At 42.3% G+C, this 19,327-nt stretch carries 14 protein-coding genes; all 14 read right to left on the reverse strand.

From position 1 onward, the window contains the following. Positions 1-7: 7 nt before the first annotated feature. Positions 8-1,432: a calcineurin-like phosphoesterase C-terminal domain-containing protein gene (locus HMPREF9447_RS17335; protein WP_009131059.1), complete on the reverse strand. Its 1,425-nt coding sequence runs from the start codon at positions 1,430-1,432 to the stop codon at positions 8-10. A 1-nt stretch (position 1,433) separates the two neighbouring features. Then, positions 1,434-2,534 (reverse strand): DUF4434 domain-containing protein, encoded by a 1,101-nt coding sequence (locus HMPREF9447_RS17340; protein ID WP_009131060.1) that lies wholly within the window; start codon positions 2,532-2,534, stop codon positions 1,434-1,436. 630 nt (positions 2,535-3,164) lie between these two features. Then, on the reverse strand, positions 3,165-4,724 hold the full coding sequence (locus tag HMPREF9447_RS17345) for a DUF4434 domain-containing protein (protein WP_009131061.1): 1,560 nt from the start codon (positions 4,722-4,724) through the stop codon (positions 3,165-3,167). A 32-nt stretch (positions 4,725-4,756) separates the two neighbouring features. Further along, positions 4,757-5,764 carry a GRP family sugar transporter gene (locus tag HMPREF9447_RS17350; protein ID WP_009131062.1) on the reverse strand — a complete coding sequence of 336 codons (1,008 nt, stop codon included), beginning with the start codon at positions 5,762-5,764 and terminating at the stop codon, positions 4,757-4,759. Positions 5,765-5,799: 35 nt separating this feature from the next. Continuing rightward, positions 5,800-6,696: a ribokinase gene (gene rbsK, locus HMPREF9447_RS17355; RefSeq protein WP_009131063.1), complete on the reverse strand. Its 897-nt coding sequence runs from the start codon at positions 6,694-6,696 to the stop codon at positions 5,800-5,802. A 64-nt stretch (positions 6,697-6,760) separates the two neighbouring features. After that, entirely contained in the window at positions 6,761-8,398 is a 1,638-nt protein-coding gene (locus HMPREF9447_RS17360; RefSeq protein WP_009131064.1) for a DUF4434 domain-containing protein, read from the reverse strand. A 5-nt stretch (positions 8,399-8,403) separates the two neighbouring features. Then, positions 8,404-9,921: an ADP-ribosylglycohydrolase family protein gene (locus HMPREF9447_RS17365; RefSeq protein WP_009131065.1), complete on the reverse strand. Its 1,518-nt coding sequence runs from the start codon at positions 9,919-9,921 to the stop codon at positions 8,404-8,406. Positions 9,922-9,935: 14 nt separating this feature from the next. Then, positions 9,936-11,039, reverse strand: coding sequence for an SGNH/GDSL hydrolase family protein (locus HMPREF9447_RS17370; RefSeq protein WP_009131066.1), 1,104 nt, complete (start codon positions 11,037-11,039; stop codon positions 9,936-9,938). Between the two features lie 10 nt (positions 11,040-11,049). Beyond that, positions 11,050-12,435 (reverse strand): DUF4434 domain-containing protein, encoded by a 1,386-nt coding sequence (locus tag HMPREF9447_RS17375; RefSeq protein WP_009131067.1) that lies wholly within the window; start codon positions 12,433-12,435, stop codon positions 11,050-11,052. Between the two features lie 15 nt (positions 12,436-12,450). Next, the gene (locus HMPREF9447_RS17380; protein ID WP_009131068.1) at positions 12,451-13,434 is read right to left on the reverse strand and encodes a metallophosphoesterase family protein; all 984 of its coding nucleotides are present in this window, start codon (positions 13,432-13,434) and stop codon (positions 12,451-12,453) included. 7 nt (positions 13,435-13,441) lie between these two features. Then, a complete protein-coding gene (locus HMPREF9447_RS17385) occupies positions 13,442-14,479 on the reverse strand; it encodes a glycerophosphodiester phosphodiesterase family protein (RefSeq protein ID WP_244267640.1) in 1,038 nt (345 codons plus the stop codon). Between the two features lie 88 nt (positions 14,480-14,567). Further along, complete coding sequence (locus HMPREF9447_RS17390; RefSeq protein WP_009131070.1) at positions 14,568-16,241, reverse strand: DUF4434 domain-containing protein; 1,674 nt, start codon at positions 16,239-16,241, stop codon at positions 14,568-14,570. A gap of 69 nt (positions 16,242-16,310) precedes the next feature. Continuing rightward, a complete protein-coding gene (locus tag HMPREF9447_RS17395; protein WP_009131071.1) occupies positions 16,311-17,729 on the reverse strand; it encodes a DUF5018 domain-containing protein in 1,419 nt (472 codons plus the stop codon). A 15-nt stretch (positions 17,730-17,744) separates the two neighbouring features. After that, on the reverse strand, positions 17,745-19,319 hold the full coding sequence (locus HMPREF9447_RS17400) for a RagB/SusD family nutrient uptake outer membrane protein (RefSeq protein ID WP_009131072.1): 1,575 nt from the start codon (positions 19,317-19,319) through the stop codon (positions 17,745-17,747). Between the last annotated feature and the right edge of the window lie 8 nt (positions 19,320-19,327).

A 19,327-nucleotide genomic window follows, 5' to 3' on the forward strand; every position in this document is an offset into this window, starting at 1 on the left:
AGATATATTATTTTATATTTTGCTTATATACATTTCCGAAACGGTCAGTCACGACGACTTCTATAGCTGCATTTTTATCTTGTGGAGTCGCTTTAAACAGATGCTCTGTTTTTATCGGCATAATCCAGTCATACACCATCCGTTCTTTATCGGAGCAAATGATTTTAGCTTCCGGATCGTATCCTTCAAAACGCTGCATTTCACCCATACATTTGCCATTTTCATACCACTCTACTTTCCACTGTTCATCCCAGTTCCATACATTAGCAATAATATCTTGCGGATTTTCTTCAGATGAACCAACCGGATAACCTTTGAACTGGTAATCAAGTGGATATCCGGCACTCTTATATTTCCAAGTCACCTGATTACCATTTACTTCATAAACCCCATAACCACTCGGAGTACCGTCTGTACAGATTTCAGCTTTCCAGAAAGTACCGCAAACCGCAGCCGTATTATGTTCCATGAGTTTATCGTTGAACACAACATTCCAATTGTAATGAGTATGACCGGTAAATATATGCGCGTCATATCCAGCCAAAAGGTCATATATGCTGGAAGCATTACTCGTTTCATCGGGAAGCAAAGCATTGAACTTCAACTCTTTGGTTGAGCTGGTCGGGATATGCATGGTCACAAAAACCAGATGGTCTTTCGGCACAAAGGATAAGTCTTTTTCAATCCATTGTAAAGTACGCTCGTCAATATAGCCGATATAGCGATAATGGCGATTGATGTAGAAACAATTGTTCAGTACAATATAGTGAGCCTTACCGCGATTGAACGAGTAATAGATAGGTCCGAAATATTCCTCAAAAGTTTTGTAAGAATGTTCATAAGAGCGTACGCCATATTCCATATCATGATTACCTACAGCACGATAAAAAGGAAGATCCAAAACATCGGAAGATTGGATATAAGAAGGAAATATAGCCGGAGCATTACCTACGATATCACCGCAGTCCAATACAAAGATATCACTGCTCTTCTGCTTATCAACGAACTGGCGGACATCTTTCAGATACTTCACATACCCTTCAATATCACTCGCCTTTGCTGCTTGCACATCGGACTGTACCAGACAAATGTGTTTATTGTCATTCTTCGGATTCTTCGTCAAAGTAAAATCATAGCTTCCCACCGAACTCTCTATTCTTTTATAATAATGTGGAAGACTCTTTTCTCTTTGAGGAAGATAACCTGCCGGAGTCGTTACATAGACAAAACGTGCATCCCGGTGATATGGCAAAGCATATCTACCTTCCGCATCAGTCAATACACAATCAAAACCATTTGTCACCACAACATTGGAGAGCCCCTTACCTTGACATTTCACCTGTCCCTTAACATCTGCAACCGGCTGAGCCATCACACTCATGTTAACAGCACAGACAAAACAGACAAATAAATATTTCAATAAATGTTTCATATTATTTGATATTAAAGTATTCCTTATATCTATCATACAAATGGCCGGCTTGCAGATAGGCAGACTGAGGACTCATAAAATGAGAAAATTCAAACGTAATAGCTTTATCATATCCGGCTCTCTTCGCAGCTTCCAATTTCATTCTGAGTTTATCAAACTTAATCGGCAAGAAATTAATCGGCATATCCCGGTCAAACGTTTCTGCATTTGTCCAACACTTCATTCCATATTTATCTGCCAGCTTTTTATTAACCGTGAAAAAAGCATCCAACTCATCATAATCAATATGACCGTCCTGAAAAGCACAGGCATCTACCACTTCATGAATCCCGTCAAATATTTCATTCCATTCCCTTTCATGCTCCTGAACTGAAACAGCATCTTCCTTAGTCAATTTATCTGTTCCCATTACAGCTTTCTTGCCATCAATCCAAGGAGATATGAAAGTCGGCAAACCGCCGGACACATCTTTACACTGTTTTCCCATCGCACGGAAAGCATCAATGGCACCTTTCGTTTTACGGCTAATCTCACCACTTATATACCATCCACCAAAACTTTTATATTTTTCGCCATATCCGTTCCACACTTCATCAATGACGTACTTATTATCTTCAATTTCCCATGACAGTTCTCCCGTATCCCAGTATTTCCCGGAATCATATAAACCGAAATAAAATTTCATTTGGTATTTCTCCGCCAACCGAAGGTACATATCCACCAAATCAAAGGATGGCATATAACATCCTTTCTTCAATAAATATGCAGAGGGATAAGTGATAAACTTACGATAACCGGAACGAATCATAATAACAGTATCGATGCCAATACTCTTCATGTGACAGAAATCTTGTTCCCACTCTTTTTCACCCCAATTCTGATGAGGTATATCATGAGAAATTTCATCTAAAAAAGTTCCGGTAATCTTCAAACCATTTGCTTTGGGTATAATAAACTTGTTAGCATCGCCACCACTCCAAGGTATTGAAGAAGATGAAGCCATCCCTATTCCTTCAGCCGCCAGCAATCCAGGAGCTACCAAAGCGGAAGCTCCTGCCAAAGCGGCTTTCTTTAAAAATTCTCTGCGATTACTTGTTTTCATAGTATTTTTCCTCGTATATTATATATGTTAACCTATTGAACTCTAAGTTTAAGCTTTATTATAATGAAGCTTTTATTCATTATAATACGATGCAAATATAGATATATTTATTAAATAAACAATATATAATAAATAATTTCATTATTAAAATCTTATTTATATTCATATTTAACGAAATAAGTCTCTGTTTTTAGCCTAAAACAAAGAAAATAGCAGAATGAATATAAACCTCAAACAAATGAATAGAAAGAGAAGCCATATTTTATTAATCATGTTTAACTAAAACTAAAAGGAAGTATTTATTTTCCATCATAAAACCCTATATTGATAAATATATTAATTATATAAATACAATATAATAAATGCATCAATGACACATATCAGTTTCTTTTAAGAGAAATGAGATTGAATTATAGGAGAAGCATGAAAAAGTGCTCTGTTAATGTCGAATAAGTCTATCTGAAAAAGGAATATAAGTGACGAAGAACTATCAAGTTAAGAAAAAAGAATAGATTATACTAATCTGAAGGAGAAATAAGAAGGGAACGACAGTGCCTCATCAAAGGATTATGACACCCAGTAAGGAGACAATTATCGTTCCCTGAAGAAGAAAGAGATCTTAATATTTTTTTATTTATTTGCCGGATTAATGAAGAATTCATCTGCATACACCTGTTGCGAAGCATCAAAAGCTACCTTCACATAACGCACATTCTCATCTAAACCGTCAAACAGGATATTTTCAATCCATGCATCATGTTTGTTGTTCGGGAAGTGAGGAGCATCCTTGATGGAAGCCAGGTTATACTCTTTTCCATCCAGCGAAGTGAACAGGTAGACTTTCAGCGGCATGCCTATTTCTTCTAAATTATAGTTCAACATACGAAGCATAGCTTTTTGAAGCTTAGTCTTTTTCTGCAAGTCCACCACAAACTCGTGATAACCTTTTTCAAATTTCACCCAACGGGTATCTTCACTATCCTCTTCAGCTACTTTGCCATCCAGCAATGCCTTCAAATCAGCTTTGCCAAGCATCATTTCCGTTGTTGCCCCATTGACCAGTTTTTCCATCAAGGCAGCTTCAACCAATTGCCAGTATTCCGTCCCGTTCTTCCAATCCATATAGTCATTATAGACCTTGTTCGAACCTACTGGCTGTCCCAACTGATAAGCAGATTCCGGATTTTCAATGATACCACAGATCATAAAGGAAATAATCTTATCAACTCCCCCCGCAGAAGCCGCCACCTGCTGGGACAAGAGGCGCGGATATGCAGCCGGAATTAAAGCGGAAGTACGGTCATTGGTTCCTTGTTCCCAAGTGAAAGTTTCACAATTTGCCCACATCTCAATGTTCAGGCGATTATGAATGTCGCGCAACCGTTGCCAGGTCTTCTTTAAACGAGGCAACATAAACTGATCGCGCACACAGCCCACTTCATCCTGATAGGCAATGATATCGACTTTCAGTTTCGCCATTTGTTTCTCATACTCCGGATTATCAAATTCAGACAGTCCGATACCATAAGGTGAAATCAAGGTTTTCTTGCCGGGAGTCAACGCTTTAGCTTTTTCGGTCAATACATTGGCTGATTGCACGGCATGCTCTGCAAAAATGGGGCAAAGACAATCTTCTACAGGTAAATACCAGCCGTAGAAGGCTTTATGATTCTTATAAAGAGCGGTCAACTCCTCCATAATCTGGAATTGGCGTTCCTTGATGGCAGGGTTTAGCAAATTATCATCCTGATCCTTTGCCCATCCGGTACTCATAAAAATCTTCATATTATGCCGGGCAGCCTCATCAAGAATAGCTTCTACCGGGCTTTGCTTATTCTTATCATACCACCAAGGCATCATCTTAGAGGGATAATAAGCCTTACCTTCATTGGCTACTTCCATGAATACCAGATATTCAATGCCCATAGCCGACAGTTCCCGCACTTTAGCTTTCCACAATTCGGGGTCTGTATTATCGAAGTTTTGTGGATTCGTATATTTATTACGAACATCTTTATATGCTAGGTTTATCCAGCTACCGGTAATAGGTTTCACACCTAAGGCCGATTCTGTTGTTTTCTCTTTTTTCTGTTTGCCGGAGGCACCATTACCAGCTAAAGCCATTACTGCCGGCAATGAAACCGATGACATCAATAGGGCAAACATAATCATCCGAAAATTATTTTTCATAGTATACAATCTATTATTCATTTATAAAAATATCAATTACCTCCCGACACAATAATCAATACCAGACCGGAGATAAAAAGAATAAGCATCAGTGTAAGCAGCAGATTGGTGGACTTGGAAGCACCTTTAAATTCCTTCCAGATGAACAGTCCCCACAATGCGGCAACCATCGTTGCACCTTGTCCTAACGCGTAGGATATAGCCGCTCCGGCTTTTCCGGCAGCAATATAACTGCATGCAGTTCCCAACGCCCAGATAATACCACCCAGAATACCCACCATATGAGTATTGAAATTGCCTTTGAAATACTGGCTGTAAGACACCGGTTGTCCCACAAAAGGTTTCTTCATCACCAAGGTGTTGAACAGGAAGTTACTGATAAAGATACCTATTGCAAACACAAACAAGGCAGAATACGGAGTCATCATGCCGGCAGTAGGTGATTCCAGGTTCTCCAAATCCATAGCAGCAGCTACAAAGCGATAGAAAAACGCCATCAGGACACCGGCACAAACAGCAATCAGAATACCTTTCTTCCGGGTAGTCTGACCGGAAGCCTTGGATACTTTTCCGGAAGCTATTCCATTACAAATAATGGCCAGTACAATCAGGAAGACACCCAGGAAAAGAATAACAGGGTCGCCCTTCGGGACACTGAAGTAATTGACAAACACGCCTAACACCAATGCCAGTCCCACCCCTATCGGGAAAGCAACCGACATGCCGGCTAACGACATGGAAGCCGACAGCAATATATTAGAAGCATTGAAAATGACACCACCCAGGAAAGCACTCCAGAAGTTTTCCGGACTAACTTGCAACAAGTCCTGTATAAATCCGCGACCTGCTTCTCCGGTACTACCCAAAGTCAATCCCCAAACCAGAGAGAAAAGCAGGATGCCAATCACATAATCCCAATAGAACAACTCATAGCGCCATGTTTTGGCAGCCAATTTTTGAGTATTCCCCCATGATCCCCAGCACAACATCGTAACCCAGCACAATGCTACTGCCAATCCGTAACTTTCAACTATAAACATAATCGTTATTTTTAGAAGTTAATTCATTCTTTTGATTACAATTCTTCGCGGCGAGGAATAGAAGACTGGGCTCCCATTCTGGTCACAGCTATGGACGATGCTTTGGAAGCCATCACAGCAGCCTGCTTCAACTCCATACCCTCCGCCAATGCAACGCATAAAGCTCCGTTGAATGTATCTCCGGCTGCGGTGGTATCGACAGGTTCCACTTTGAAGGCATCCACACGATAGGAAGCACCGTTTTCTCTTATGAGACAGCCTTTCGAACCCAGAGTAACAATCACATTCTGCACTCCCATGGCATTGATTTCCTTCGCTACGTCTTCGGCATCAACATCGTTGGTAATCTTTATGCCTGTCAGCATTTCAGCTTCGATGCGGTTCGGAGTAATCATATAGAGATACCGGAGCAGCGCTTTCGGAAGATTACGGGCGGGAGCCGGGTTGAGAACAACCTTCACTCCTTTCTCAAAAGCTTTTCTGGCAGCATACTCCACCGTTTGAAGCGGAATCTCCAGTTGCATCAAGAGGATATCTCCTTCGCACATTTCTTCCACTACCTTATCCACATCCTGTTCATCCAACAACATGTTGGCACCGGAAGCCACTACGATGCTATTTTCAGCATGATCGTCCACGCTAATCAAAGCCACTCCGGAGGCTGAATTCTCATCAAGGGCAATGTATCTTGTATCGATGCCTTCCTTCTTGAAATACTCAATCGACTGCTGTCCCAATATATCATTCCCCAATTTCGCCATAAATATCAGATTGCCACCCAGCCGTTCTACTGCAACTGCCTGGTTGGCTCCTTTCCCACCTTGGTTCATAAAGAATTCGCCACCCAGAATCGTTTCACCGGGAGCAGGCAGATGAGAGGTTTTCACCACCATATCCATATTAGAACTGCCAATCACTATAATTTTCTTCATCGTACTATTTTTTTTATGAATAAATTCATATGTTACTTCAAGTTTAATGTTGACCTTGGCAAGTCTAGTATTGACCTTTACAGGCGCAGTGCTGACCTTTGGCAAGATACTTCTTATAACCTTCGTAGGTATCCGTTCCCGGTTTAAAAGTAGCCCAACTGAAGTTTGTGATATGCTCGGTAAACATTCCCGCCACTCTCAACTGCTCCTCCAACTCCACCCAAGGCTTAGTTGTCATAGGTATATCCGGGCACCAACAACTTTTGAACGACTCTATGTCTACTCCAAAAATTACTCCGTTGGCATCGCAGGCTTTCTTTATTTCAGCAAACCAGTTAGGCAGGTCTACATCAAAGTCTACCAGGCAGCGTCCGCCTATATCCTGAAGGTAGAGTACATCGACATCAGGTGTCTGGGCAAATATCTTACCGAACCACTCTCCACAGAGGTCAGCCGGCATCCCACGCCACAAAGCGGGAGCAATGCAAACTTCTTTGGGAGATTTCGATTTTACATAAACAGCTACCGTCTGCAAATAGTTGGCAAGCATGGATAATGCAGGTTCCTGTTGCCATCCCACGGGATAGGAACCGTCATGAAATTCCTCCGTTATATACCAGCCTGCCAGACTGGGATGATTTCCCCAAAGGGCAAACAATTCATCAAAGACCTGCTTATTGCGCTCTACAAGGAATTCATATTGCTCGGGTGTCGTAGTGTCTTCTTTGCTATAGTCACCGGGATAAAGCCCCACAATCAGCTTCATGTCATTGCGTCCGGCAGCCTCGAACATGCGATTCATGATATCATACTGTTTCGTGACCCACGGTAGTTTTGTAGGAGCATAGAAGGAGGATTTCTCTTCCGTGCGGTCATTGAACCCTTCGGCATACTGGATAATCCAGGTGTCGATGCCCACCTCACGGCTTGCCTTGAACTCTTTATCCCAATCAGTATCTTTATAGGCAGCATCCAACTGGATGAAAACACTGGAAAACTTCGGGGTTCCTTTGAACTCGGGAGTATAAGAAGTCAACTGTTCCAGATTATCGATGCAGAATGAGCCGGTACACGCTGCGCCATCATCATTTGTCACTTCAATACGGTATCCTTCAAGGCGGTTCAGCACCAATTGATTATCGCCCATGTCACGTCCTTTGGCAAAGGTAAAAGCCTCGTAAGGCATCACAACACGCGTCCATTCTTCCTTGGTCAGCACATCCTTGTCCACATATTCAAAGAATTGCCAACGGTCTTTGTCATGAAGCGCATCCTGAGTAAACATATCCGTATCCTGGATTACCATAAAACGGAACGTACCTTTGTTGTTTTTATTACCTTTCACCCAAATGGAAAGGGCCAACGGATGGAAGGACAAGTCACTGCGATAGTCTCCGCCGCTTTGCTGGATATATACGGATTCCGGTTCGGGGGAATTGCCGGAGAAAGAGTATTTAATTTCGAAGCTTCCAGTACCTTCTACACAGTCGTCACTGATAAAACGGTCTATCGAAGTTTGAGGCGATGCAGGAAGTCCTTTCATGTCGTACACCACACAGCTCATTTCATCATAAGCGTTCAAGGTCTTCACTGCATGCGTTTTTGCCAGTATCTCCTCTGTTGTGGAAGCCTGCTTATTGACACAAGCCGTCATCATCAGCAGCAGAGAAGAAAAACTGATCAGGGATATTATCTTTTTCATGGTTGCTATTTCGTTGTATAGATTATAATTTCAGTTATCCATATCTTGCCGTTAGGTACAGGATTCTTCCATTTAAAGGTCACGGTGTGTTGCCCTGCCGGACGGTCGTAACAAAAAAACAGTTCACACTTCCGGTGATTGAGTTCCTGAGGCAAAGCGGTGGTTTCATAGAACTTTCCATCTATATATACTTCCATTTCTGCTGTATAATCAGCAGGCAGTCCTCCTGCCACATATCCTTTCACCACCAGTCCCGTGCCCTCGAAAGAAAACGGATTCACATCATCTATCGATTTCTCAATGGTAAGTTTATCGCTGACTTTCAGGTTCTCAAAAGCAACTTCCAGCGCTACGGGGCGGATGTTCTCCCGCCGGATGATAAAGTCGTTTCCGGCTTTCACATTCCCGTGCTTCCGAAGCATGTCACAAGCATGCCTGTAAGTCATATCATAGGCTTTATTCAGGCTTATATCGGTATTGGAGAAAGGAATATCTTCCACTTCATGCAGAGCTTCTTTCCAGTATTCGGGAATATTGCTGTATCCTATCATCGTTCCCAGTATTCCTGCTGCCGATGCCGGGTTACAGTCAGAGTCCTGTCCGGCACGGGTGGAGATGTCGATGGTCTTTGTAAAATCGCCCTGCCCGTAAAGCAATCCCAGAAGTATGTAGGCCCCGTTAATTTTCGTACCTATATTGAAGGAGTTGTGGATGCCTTCGGGGCAACTGATTTCTTCACTCCATTTGTTCTGCAACTCAAACCAGGTACGTTTCCAGTCATTCGGGTACTTTCTGTGCCAACGAATGACGTCGGACATGCACTTATGGAAATCGCTTTCTTCCGGTATGACTTTGAGGGCTTCTTTCACGATATACTCCACATCGTTGCTGACATAGGCCAGAGAATACATGGCGGCAACGTATACGCCGCCATACCAGCCTTCGCCATAGGACATTATGTGCCCCACCCTGTCGCAGATTTCAGCAGCCTGGTTAGGCATCCCCGGTGACATGATTCCGGCAAAGTCAGCCTCTATCTGGAAGTCGATGCAATGTGCATGGGGATTGTTCTTCCAATAACCGCTCTGAGGGGCTTTCATGCCCTGCAACAGGTTGTAGCGTGCCACTTGATTGGCGTGCCACAAAGGGTATTCCGCCCGTCTGAAAGCAGCGGCAAACGAGTCTACTGGAGCATCCAGTCCGCATCTTTCGAAGACTTCGACAAACGTCAGGTCTACATACACATCATCATACAGTCCGGGAAATGTGTCATACCATTTCTTGACCATGTGTTTATCCCAGGGAATAGGAATATAATCCTGAATAATAGTCCCCAGGAATTTGAATTCGGTAGGGCCTCCATAGCTACACCCCAGAGTTTGCCCTGCCCAGGCACCTTTCACTTTATCACGTAAGGTTGGTTCCGACAGAACTACTTCTTTCTTTCCTTTATGGACAGCGGCAGTCATATGGGGCATAAAAAAGAAAGCCAGCAGAATCCATATTATATTTCTTTTCGGCATACTCATTCGTTATTTTATTCAATCACTTTATTAGTCAGTTCCCAACCTGTGATAGTCGAGATATAAGGAATCATCCACATTGCCATTTTCTGATGTCCACGGTATCCAGGATGCCAGGCAGCTCCCATATCAGTGGTACGGTTATAGAGGTCTTTATCCAGTTTCAGCAGAAAGACTTTCGGGTCATTCAACTCTGATACTATAGTTTCATAGTAACTGTACACTGGTGCCTGCATAGCTACAGGATAAATACACAATACAGGAATATTGCCATAATACTCACGTAACTGAGCAATAATCTGTTTATACGCTTTTACGAACTCACTTTTATAAGGATGAGGTTCTGTTGAGAAATCATTCGATCCTAAATTAATTACTACAAGGTCGGGACGATAGCCGGTAAAATCCCATTTATGGGTAAGGTCTTCATCAAACGTATTCAGCATCCGGTCTTTCATCGTTACTTTGGACACGCGCACCGAATCGCCGTAATTGCGGACTGCTCCCCTACCGGAATGTGCTATCAGCGTGTAGTCTGCATCATAATAGCGGGCTACCATGGTAGCAAAGGCCATGTTGCAATTTTCCGTTTCTACCAGGAAAGGATCATTACGGTCTTTTCCTTCCGTACCGTATCCGCAGGTCAGCGAGTTACCGATAAACTCGATATGGCGGGTACGCACCACAGGCTCTTCCATCAAACGCCCCGAAACGGAAAGGACGAACTGATGAATAGTAGTTTTTCCGAATTCACCTTCGGAACGCTTCTGTATCTTCAAGTTATGAAGGCGCTTATCTATCCCTGATACCACATTGATTAGCGTATCTGTTCCGCACACTTTTACAACCCGGTGCAGCTTATTGTCGACAAATACGTTGTAATAACTCGTTCCGGTTTCGGAAACTCTTACTGATACGTTACCACCCGTAAAACGGGTTTCAAAGTATGTCCCCACCCAGTCGAAAGCCACCGAACCATCCGGAGAAACCAACGTTCTGCCAATATATCTCACCGCCGGATCATTCCCATTGAAAACTTTGCCGGTATTTTTAGCTTTTACTTCTGAAAAGCAACAGATCCCTATCAGGATAAACAGGTATAGATAATAGCACTTCATCACTTTTTATTTATTTACGTTTCTTATTTTTAGACTTTAGTTCTTTCAAGTATTTCATGTAACCATTGAATAAGTCGATTGTACGGGCTTCACCGATACGGATGGACATCTTCGGATCATTGAAAACGCCGGGGAACTGGTAACAAAGGATTTTTTCGAAGTTATCCAGCAAATTCAGGTCGCGGATGATTTCTTCCACCGGACGGGGATACAGGGAGTTATCCGGATTGAACAAGAAAGTTTCCAGATCAAACCATAAATGGGACTTTGTCTCATCGCAAACCTTTTGCAGCATGAGGGCAGCTTCCTTACCAGTCAGGTCCCCCTCAGGCATACGGGCAAAGCCAAACGGACATAGAATATCCAGATGTTCCATCAATGACGGATAGGTATCCATTCCATTAGGTACTTCAAAGCTATTGGTGGCCAGCATCACAGGTTTACTTGGTGCGAAACTGTTGCAATAGGCCTTGAATTCCTTGAAGAAGTTCACGATATCGTCTTTCCTTTTCTTCCGCATTTCGGGACGTTGTTCCCAGTTATCCAGACCGCCTCCGCTTTCTTCGGACACATAGAACGAATAAAAGGATTCGTGATGCCCATACATATCCCACAATTCTTTGGCTACCCGCTTGTGCCATTCCAAAGATTCGGGCGTAAAGTCGAACCAGGCAAACATACCTACTCCCACCAACACATTCATGCCCAACTTGTCTGCTTCCGACAAGATAGCTTCAATAGGGTCTTCGGCCGTGATGTCCATGCGTCCGGGATACAATTTGGAGGGATAGAATGCTTTACCAGCATAATTATCAACAGTAGTCGTATGTTTACCTACATACTCCTCATTACGGAACACTTCCTGAATGACTACCAAATTCATTTCCAACTTATTCATAGAGCGTATCAGTTCTTTCCACTGTTCATCGGTCACCTTCTTGATGTCCTGGTTCCAATGTTTTCCTTCTATTTCACTCCAATGATAGATACCTGTCCAAGCACCGGAAATTTGCCGGATGGAACGGATATCCGATTCTATGACTTCAATATCTTTGGTTTTCCGGTAAGTTTTGTCAGCACCAGCTACTTTAAAGATAACTTTATGCTTCCCTACCCGTTCCTTGGTAGGTATCACCACCTTTACCGTTTCGGCTTTTCCTGCGGGGATGGTCACAGTGGTTTCATGCAGCAATGCATCCTTTTTCTCTTTGTCCCAGTATAAAGAAACCTGATAGGTTTGCTGCGAAGCGCTTTCATTGACAATACCTCCACGAATATCCAAATCTACTTTATTGGTTATTTTTCCCGGAGGAATCAAAGTCAAACTTACCTTGTTTTCCGCTTGCAGACCAACAAGGGTGAATAAAGAAAAGAGTAGTAAAAAAATACGTTTCATAATCATCATTTTAAATTAGTAAAAACTACCCGGATAAGAAATCCGCGATTCTATCTCTCCATCGGCCAGACGAATATAAGAATCGAACTTACGCTCACCTTCTTGCAAAATAATCACACGGGCGCCGTTAGCCAGATTATTATATACAGTGTTTCCGCCAGTATAACGTCCATAGGCAAGCAATACTTCCTTATAGGCAACTGCATAATCATTATTATGGTCATGTCCTACGAATGTACCCATGACATCGCCACATTCCTTGATAGCAGTGAATAAACCGGAATTAGTGGTAGGACAAGCCACGCCTTCGCCCTTCACCCCGAACAGTCTGTTCTTGTCTTCCATCACGGCATCTTTATATTCAGGTATCGGAATATGGAAAAAAGCCAATGCCGGAAGAGGAACGCCCTCATTCAGCTCCGTGAACTCCATGCTCTTATTTCTGTACCAGATTATCTGGTCAAGTTTTATCCAATCATATCCGGGTACTGACTTTATCTTTGTATATGAGTGGGAATCAATGCAATATAACAAAGCGGCATTCTTCTTATCTTTTGATGATTTCACCGTCAATACATAATCGGGAGCCACATCCCCTGCACGGGCAGGCATCAAACAACCTTTCTTTTTGGCAATATAATCATAAAGTTCGGGACGTGCATAGTCATACTCATCATCATGATTGCCAAATACAACCCCAAAGGGAATATTACGTTTAATGCAAGGCTCCAAAACAATATCCAGCCCTTTGAAAGTCTCATTGGAAACCACCACATCACCCGTGAAAATAACGAAATCAGGATGTTCCGCATCCAACACTTCGTTTATCCGCTCCAAGGAAATTTGAGAATTGGCCTGGTCATCATATTTATAATGCACATCAGTGAACTGAACGATTTTGAATTTACCGTCACGGCTGAACTTCAACACATCTTTCTGGGCAGAACCCGTAAGAGCACTGAATAATACAGCTAAACATAAAACAAGTTTCTTATACATCGTCTTTCTATTTTAAACTATCAATAATCTTCAATAATAATTCCGGCTCATCAGTGGTAATGTAATCAACACCCAACAAGTAATACTGCTGTAGTTCTTCTGCATTATTCACTGTCCAAACATTAGTTAGCAAACCCGCCTCTTGGGCTTTTCGGGTCAAATCCTTGTCCTTCCGATATGCATAATAAGAATAATCAATTCCTGAGATGTGGTCGTCAACCAGTTCTTTCAGATCCTTCTTTCCTTCCATCAGATAGAGGGTTTTCGCTGTCGGGTCCAGTTGCCGGATACGTTTCAAGACTTCATAATTGAAGCTGATATATTCCACATATCCCTGCATCTTCATGCGATGTACAATGCTGACTACCGAATCGGTCAACTGCAATGTGCGGGCCAATCCTTTTTGGGAGTCTTTTATTTCGATGACAGGATGAGTGGTGTTCTGTGCCCTGGCAGCCAGCAGGAGTTCTTGCAGGGAAGGAACCGGGTCTTTCTCATGAATGGTTTTCTGAAACAGTTGCAGCAAACTCGTATTTTCTACTTCTATTCCATATACATGAGGATCGTGAGAGAGTACCACTTTGTTATCAGCCGTCAGCCAGACGTCCAGCTCCGAACCTTGGCATCCCAGTTCTACTGCGTTCTGAAAAGAACGGATGGAGTTTTGCATCACTCCTTTTTGTTTCCAGACACCACGGTGGGCTACTACTTTATTTTTGCTGAAACCATCTTTCAATAATTCAAAGTCATATTCCTGCCCATCAATCAAAAGAGTAATGCCATATCTATAGGCAGCCTGCCCCTTCGATAAAGTCTTATTCTTTTTCAAACTGATTGTCTTCTCTTTCGGGTCAATTCTGAAAAGAGAAGATGTATCAGAGAGTAAACGAATATCCGATGGTGACGGATAGATATGACCAATCATAATCCCCGGCTTGTCAACAGGAATCAGATAATTATCCAGCACATACTTCGAAATATCACCGGCTCTCAAAACCAAAGAACTCAGGAGCATTCCTGCTGTCAAAATTACATTTCTCATCATATTTTATTAATCATAAATATACACATCTATAAAATATACATTTATATCTGTTTACCACTACACCTTTCGAACAGGGAGTCTTCATTGTTTACAAAAGCCCATTATCTTCCAGGTACTTCTTATAACTTGTATAATTGTTTGTACCCTTCTTGAAAGTAACCCAACTGAAATTCGTTATATACTCGGTAAACAAGCCTGCTACAAATAGCTGTTCCTTTAGTTCACTCCAGCCCTTTTCCCGATAAGGAACATCCGGACACCAGCAGCTCTGGAATGATTCTATATCAACACCAAAATGTACGCCGTTGGCATCACATGCCTTTTTAATCTCAGCAAACCAATTAGGCAAGTCTACATCCACGTCAACCAAACAGCGTCCACCCAGGTCCTGAAGGTATAAGTAATCAATATTGGGTGTCTGTGCGAAAATCCGCCCGAACCATTGGCCGCAAAGATCGGCCGGCATACCTCGCCATAAAGCCGGAGCAATAGAAACAGGTTTATCCGATTTTGTCTTGATATAGGAGGCCACCCCTTCAAGATATTTAGCTAACATGGACAAAGAGGGTTCCTGCTGCCAGCCCACAGGGTAAGACCCGTCGTGAAATTCTTCGGTTATGTACCAGCCTTCAAGACAAGGATGATTTCCGAACTGCTCAAAGACCTCATCAAATACCATCTTATTTCTTTCCAAATTGAGATTATACTTCTCCGGCGATGCCGTGTTCGTTTTACTGTAATCACCAGGGTAAAGACCTACAATCAATTTTATTCCATTCCGTTCGGCAGCCTCGAACATTTTGTCTACAAAGTCATACTTCTCGGTAATCCAAGGCACATTGGTATTCTTATAGAATGAAATACTGGTATTCTCCCCATCCGTAAACTGCTCCACATACTGAATTATCCACGTATCAATACCGATGGCACGGCTATCCTGGAATTGCTTATCCCAGTCTTCATTGATATAAGCGGTATTCAATTGTACAAAAATACTCGAGAACTTGGGTTTGCCGGGTTTCAGTTCGTAGGAAGTCAACTGTTCCAATCCATCGATACCCACCTCGCCGGTGCAAACTTCATGTTTAGTATTTACGATTTCAATACGAAAACCTTCAAAACGGTTTAAAAGCAAGCCATTGGCCGTAGCGCCTTGTCCCTTTTTATATAATTTAAAAGCACTGTAGGGCATAACCAAACGGTTCCAGCCTTCTTTCGATAATATTTCGTCGTCTTCGAAAGCATAATATTGCCATCTCTTACGTGTACTATCATGCGGTTTATCGGCATTAAACTGCTTCTCATCTTCCATGATGATAAAGCGGAAAATACCTTTATTTTCTTTTTGACCTTTTACCCAAATGGAAAGTCCCAAAGGATGAAAAGACAGATCAGGGCGATAATCTCCCCATGTTTCTTCAAAATATACATATTCAGGATTTGCGGTCATAGGAGTACCGGAAAAATGATACTTGAGTTTAAAACTCCCGACTCCTTCTTTATAATCATCACCTAATTCATAATCAATGGTTGCCTTGGTAGGTTCTTCACTACTCGTCGGACCAATACGATAAATCTCACATCCCAATTCATCAAAAGGATTAATGTTTTTAGTAGCTTTCGTGCTATTCAGTACTTTGCGTATCTCTTCTTTCAGGTTATAGTCACCATCCTGACCGTTTCCTCCTCCGTTATGATCATCACTTCCACAGGAAGCCAAAATAAAACAGAACAGACTTACCAATATAGCAGTTGTTTTCATAAGGCATTAGTTTTAAAAGAGAGTGCCGCCGGATTAGCGGCACTCCCGATTTGAATTAATCAATGTGTCTTATTGACGGAAATAACTCATCTTATACATTCTAACAATAGACTGTGATAAATCAAAGCCAACAACAGAGGTTGCAATGTACACGTCATATCCGGTTGAGGTTGCTTCTTTGTAGACAGCAATGTCTCCCCAGCTAAAGTAATTCTGACCCCATGCGGACATATCGCTTGTAAATACACAGAAGTCACTATATCCGTCATCGTCCGGCCCCAGTTCCATCTTAGAGGTATTGGTAATGTCGAATACCTTGAGGGTAGCACCACCACCGGCCCATTGGTCAGCACCTTGGTCATTGAGTGCCAGATAGGTATCATTTTCCACCTTAAATACATTGAAGCCAAGCAAACGGTATTCATGGTCGGCAGCATTCAAGGCCGTAACCTCCATGGATGTCGTAAAGATATTGAAGCGGCTCTTCAAAGCCTCATCACTGTTTCCATTTACCCACTTCGTATAACTGATGTAATGGTCCGAATCATCGGCCAATGAAACACGCTGTATGGCAGGTGCGGCAGTCCAAGAACTTCCGGCCGGTCCGTAACGTAGTTTATTAGGCTGATTGGCAGGAGTTACTAACTGGCCATCTTGTAATTTCCAATAATAAATAGTCATATCATTAGGCCCTGTACCATAAATATAAGCTGTACCGCTGGTTACATCACCCGCTACATTCATGTTATACCCCAAATCTCCCGGGCAACCATCACCGGCAGTATAGTCAAGCAGCAACTTATGTTCCTGATCCGCTTCAGAATAATAGAAGACCATGAAACCTGCACCGTAAATATTTTCACGGGAAGTAATCAAGTGGCCAGCATCATCCGTACGAGCCTTCATCATAAACGATCTTGCTGCATCTATAGTCTTAACCGCTGCTCCCGTCTTCATGTCATACAGGTAGATAGGACCATTGTATTCCTGAACTGCCAGATATTGACCGTATATTGCCAAGCCTGTATTGTTGCGGCTTGCCAATCCCAGATCGGTACAATTCTTTTCCCACACTTTGGAGAACTTGGTTTTAGGCGGTGTCGGTACCACACGAATCGTATTGTTATGACGATTGCCCAATGCATCGATTACAGTTATTTTATAAGGCTCAGTGAAATCCATTTCACCCCCAACTCCTGGAACAACATAACAATTATGCTCCACACTTACAGTACAAATCAGACGGCTTACATCGAGCGGGTCCTCATCCGTGGTAGGAACTTTCACCGTAATTTCTTCTCCCTCTTCATAAGGACCTTTCTTGGTAGCATAAAACTCCGTCGGATTATCAGGTATCTGAATGGTTACATTAAGTAGACCATTTACTTGGCTTTCATGTGCTGTGCTCAAGTCAGGAGACTCACAGGATACCAAGAGCACTGCCCCAAACAAACACGCTATTGCTGCAATTCTATTAAGTATTTTCATAGCTTCATTTTTTAATTATTTCCATTCATCAAACTGTTCACAAGCAGAGTTCTGCTGAATTTCTGCAATAGGAATAGGGAAACGGTTGTATTTTTCCAGATAAACACGCGTTTTACCAGCATCACAATCCACAACATTGTATTCATATCCGTCGCCTACTTTTGTCGGCTTCACTCCTTTCATATGAGTATCATTCAGGACTGTAGTTGCCAGTCCCCAACGGCGGAGATCCCAAAAACGATGTCCTTCAAAAGCTAACTCTACCATTCTTTCGTGGCGGAGAAGTTTCATGAATTCAGTCTTTGTACTGGCAGATACTGCCGGCAAATCAACTCTGTCTCTCACTTCATTCAATGCTTCCAATGCTTCAGTAAGTTTATCTTGCATTGCCATTGCTTCCGCATAGATCAATAAAACTTCAGCATAGCGCATATAATAGAAAGTCAAGTCAGTTCTACGCATTTGGCTTTTACTAATTTCCGGATCAAACAACTTACGCATATAGTAGCCCGTACAAGTAGTACCACCACCTAAGCCATAGCCATCCACACTACCTTCGTATGTATAAAGTGTTTCTCCTTTCCATTGACAACCGTTATAAAGTATGGAAGCGTAGAAACGTGGTTCACGGCCTTCATAGGGATTGGCAGCCATTTCTGGATTGTTCCAGTCAAACTCTTTACCATCAGCCATCTGATAAGCTGATACCAACGTTTCTGTCGGACTGATTTCAGCATAACCTCCATCACTGGGCGGACAATTGAAATAATCAAAAGAATAATCCAACGTTTCATAAACATAGCCAAACTCTATAACACTTTCATTATTTGCAACCGGTTTCGCTCTTCTATTTAAGAACAACTTTCCATAATCTTCATACAATTCATACCCTTGCTTTTTCAATTCGGCAGCAGCATCGGAAGCATCTTTCCAACGTTCAGCATAAAGCATAGCACGAGCTTTCATTCCATAAGCTGCACCACTTGTCAACTTACCGGCCTCTACAGTACCTCTCAGAGGCAAATTTTTAGCTGCAAAGTCCAAGTCCTCTGCTATGAAATCCCAGCAATCATCCGGTGTACAACGTGCATGCTCCTTTTGTCCAAGTTCAGGTAACTGCTTGTACAGGATAAAACTGGCTCCATAACGTTTCGCTAAATCGAAATTAGCCACAGCACGGAAAAAACGGAATTCCGCCTCTGCGCGTTGGACGACCTCCTCGGTAAAGTTTTCACGGTGTTTTTCCAATCCTTCCAAAGCACGACAACAAGTCAATTGCCAGGAATGCCTATTATTCCAGTTATCAAAAAGATTACTGGCAGAAGTAATAGGAGTAGAACCGAATACAAACAAATTAGTATTGGCAACCGGATTGTTGGCTTTCAAAAGATCAGCACATGCATCATCAGTGATTGAATAATATCCTCCGATCAAAGAATAAAAGCCATTAATATACAATTGCAGATTCGTTTCATTCGACCAAGTGATATCGTCAGGATAACTACTTGTCAGAACAGGATCAATATCACAACTACTCAGCGTGAAGCAAGCAGAAGCAAATACTGTTAATATCTTATTTACTGATTTCATTGTATTAG

It is taken from the genome of Bacteroides oleiciplenus YIT 12058, from assembly GCF_000315485.1.
Taxonomy (GTDB): domain Bacteria; phylum Bacteroidota; class Bacteroidia; order Bacteroidales; family Bacteroidaceae; genus Bacteroides; species Bacteroides oleiciplenus.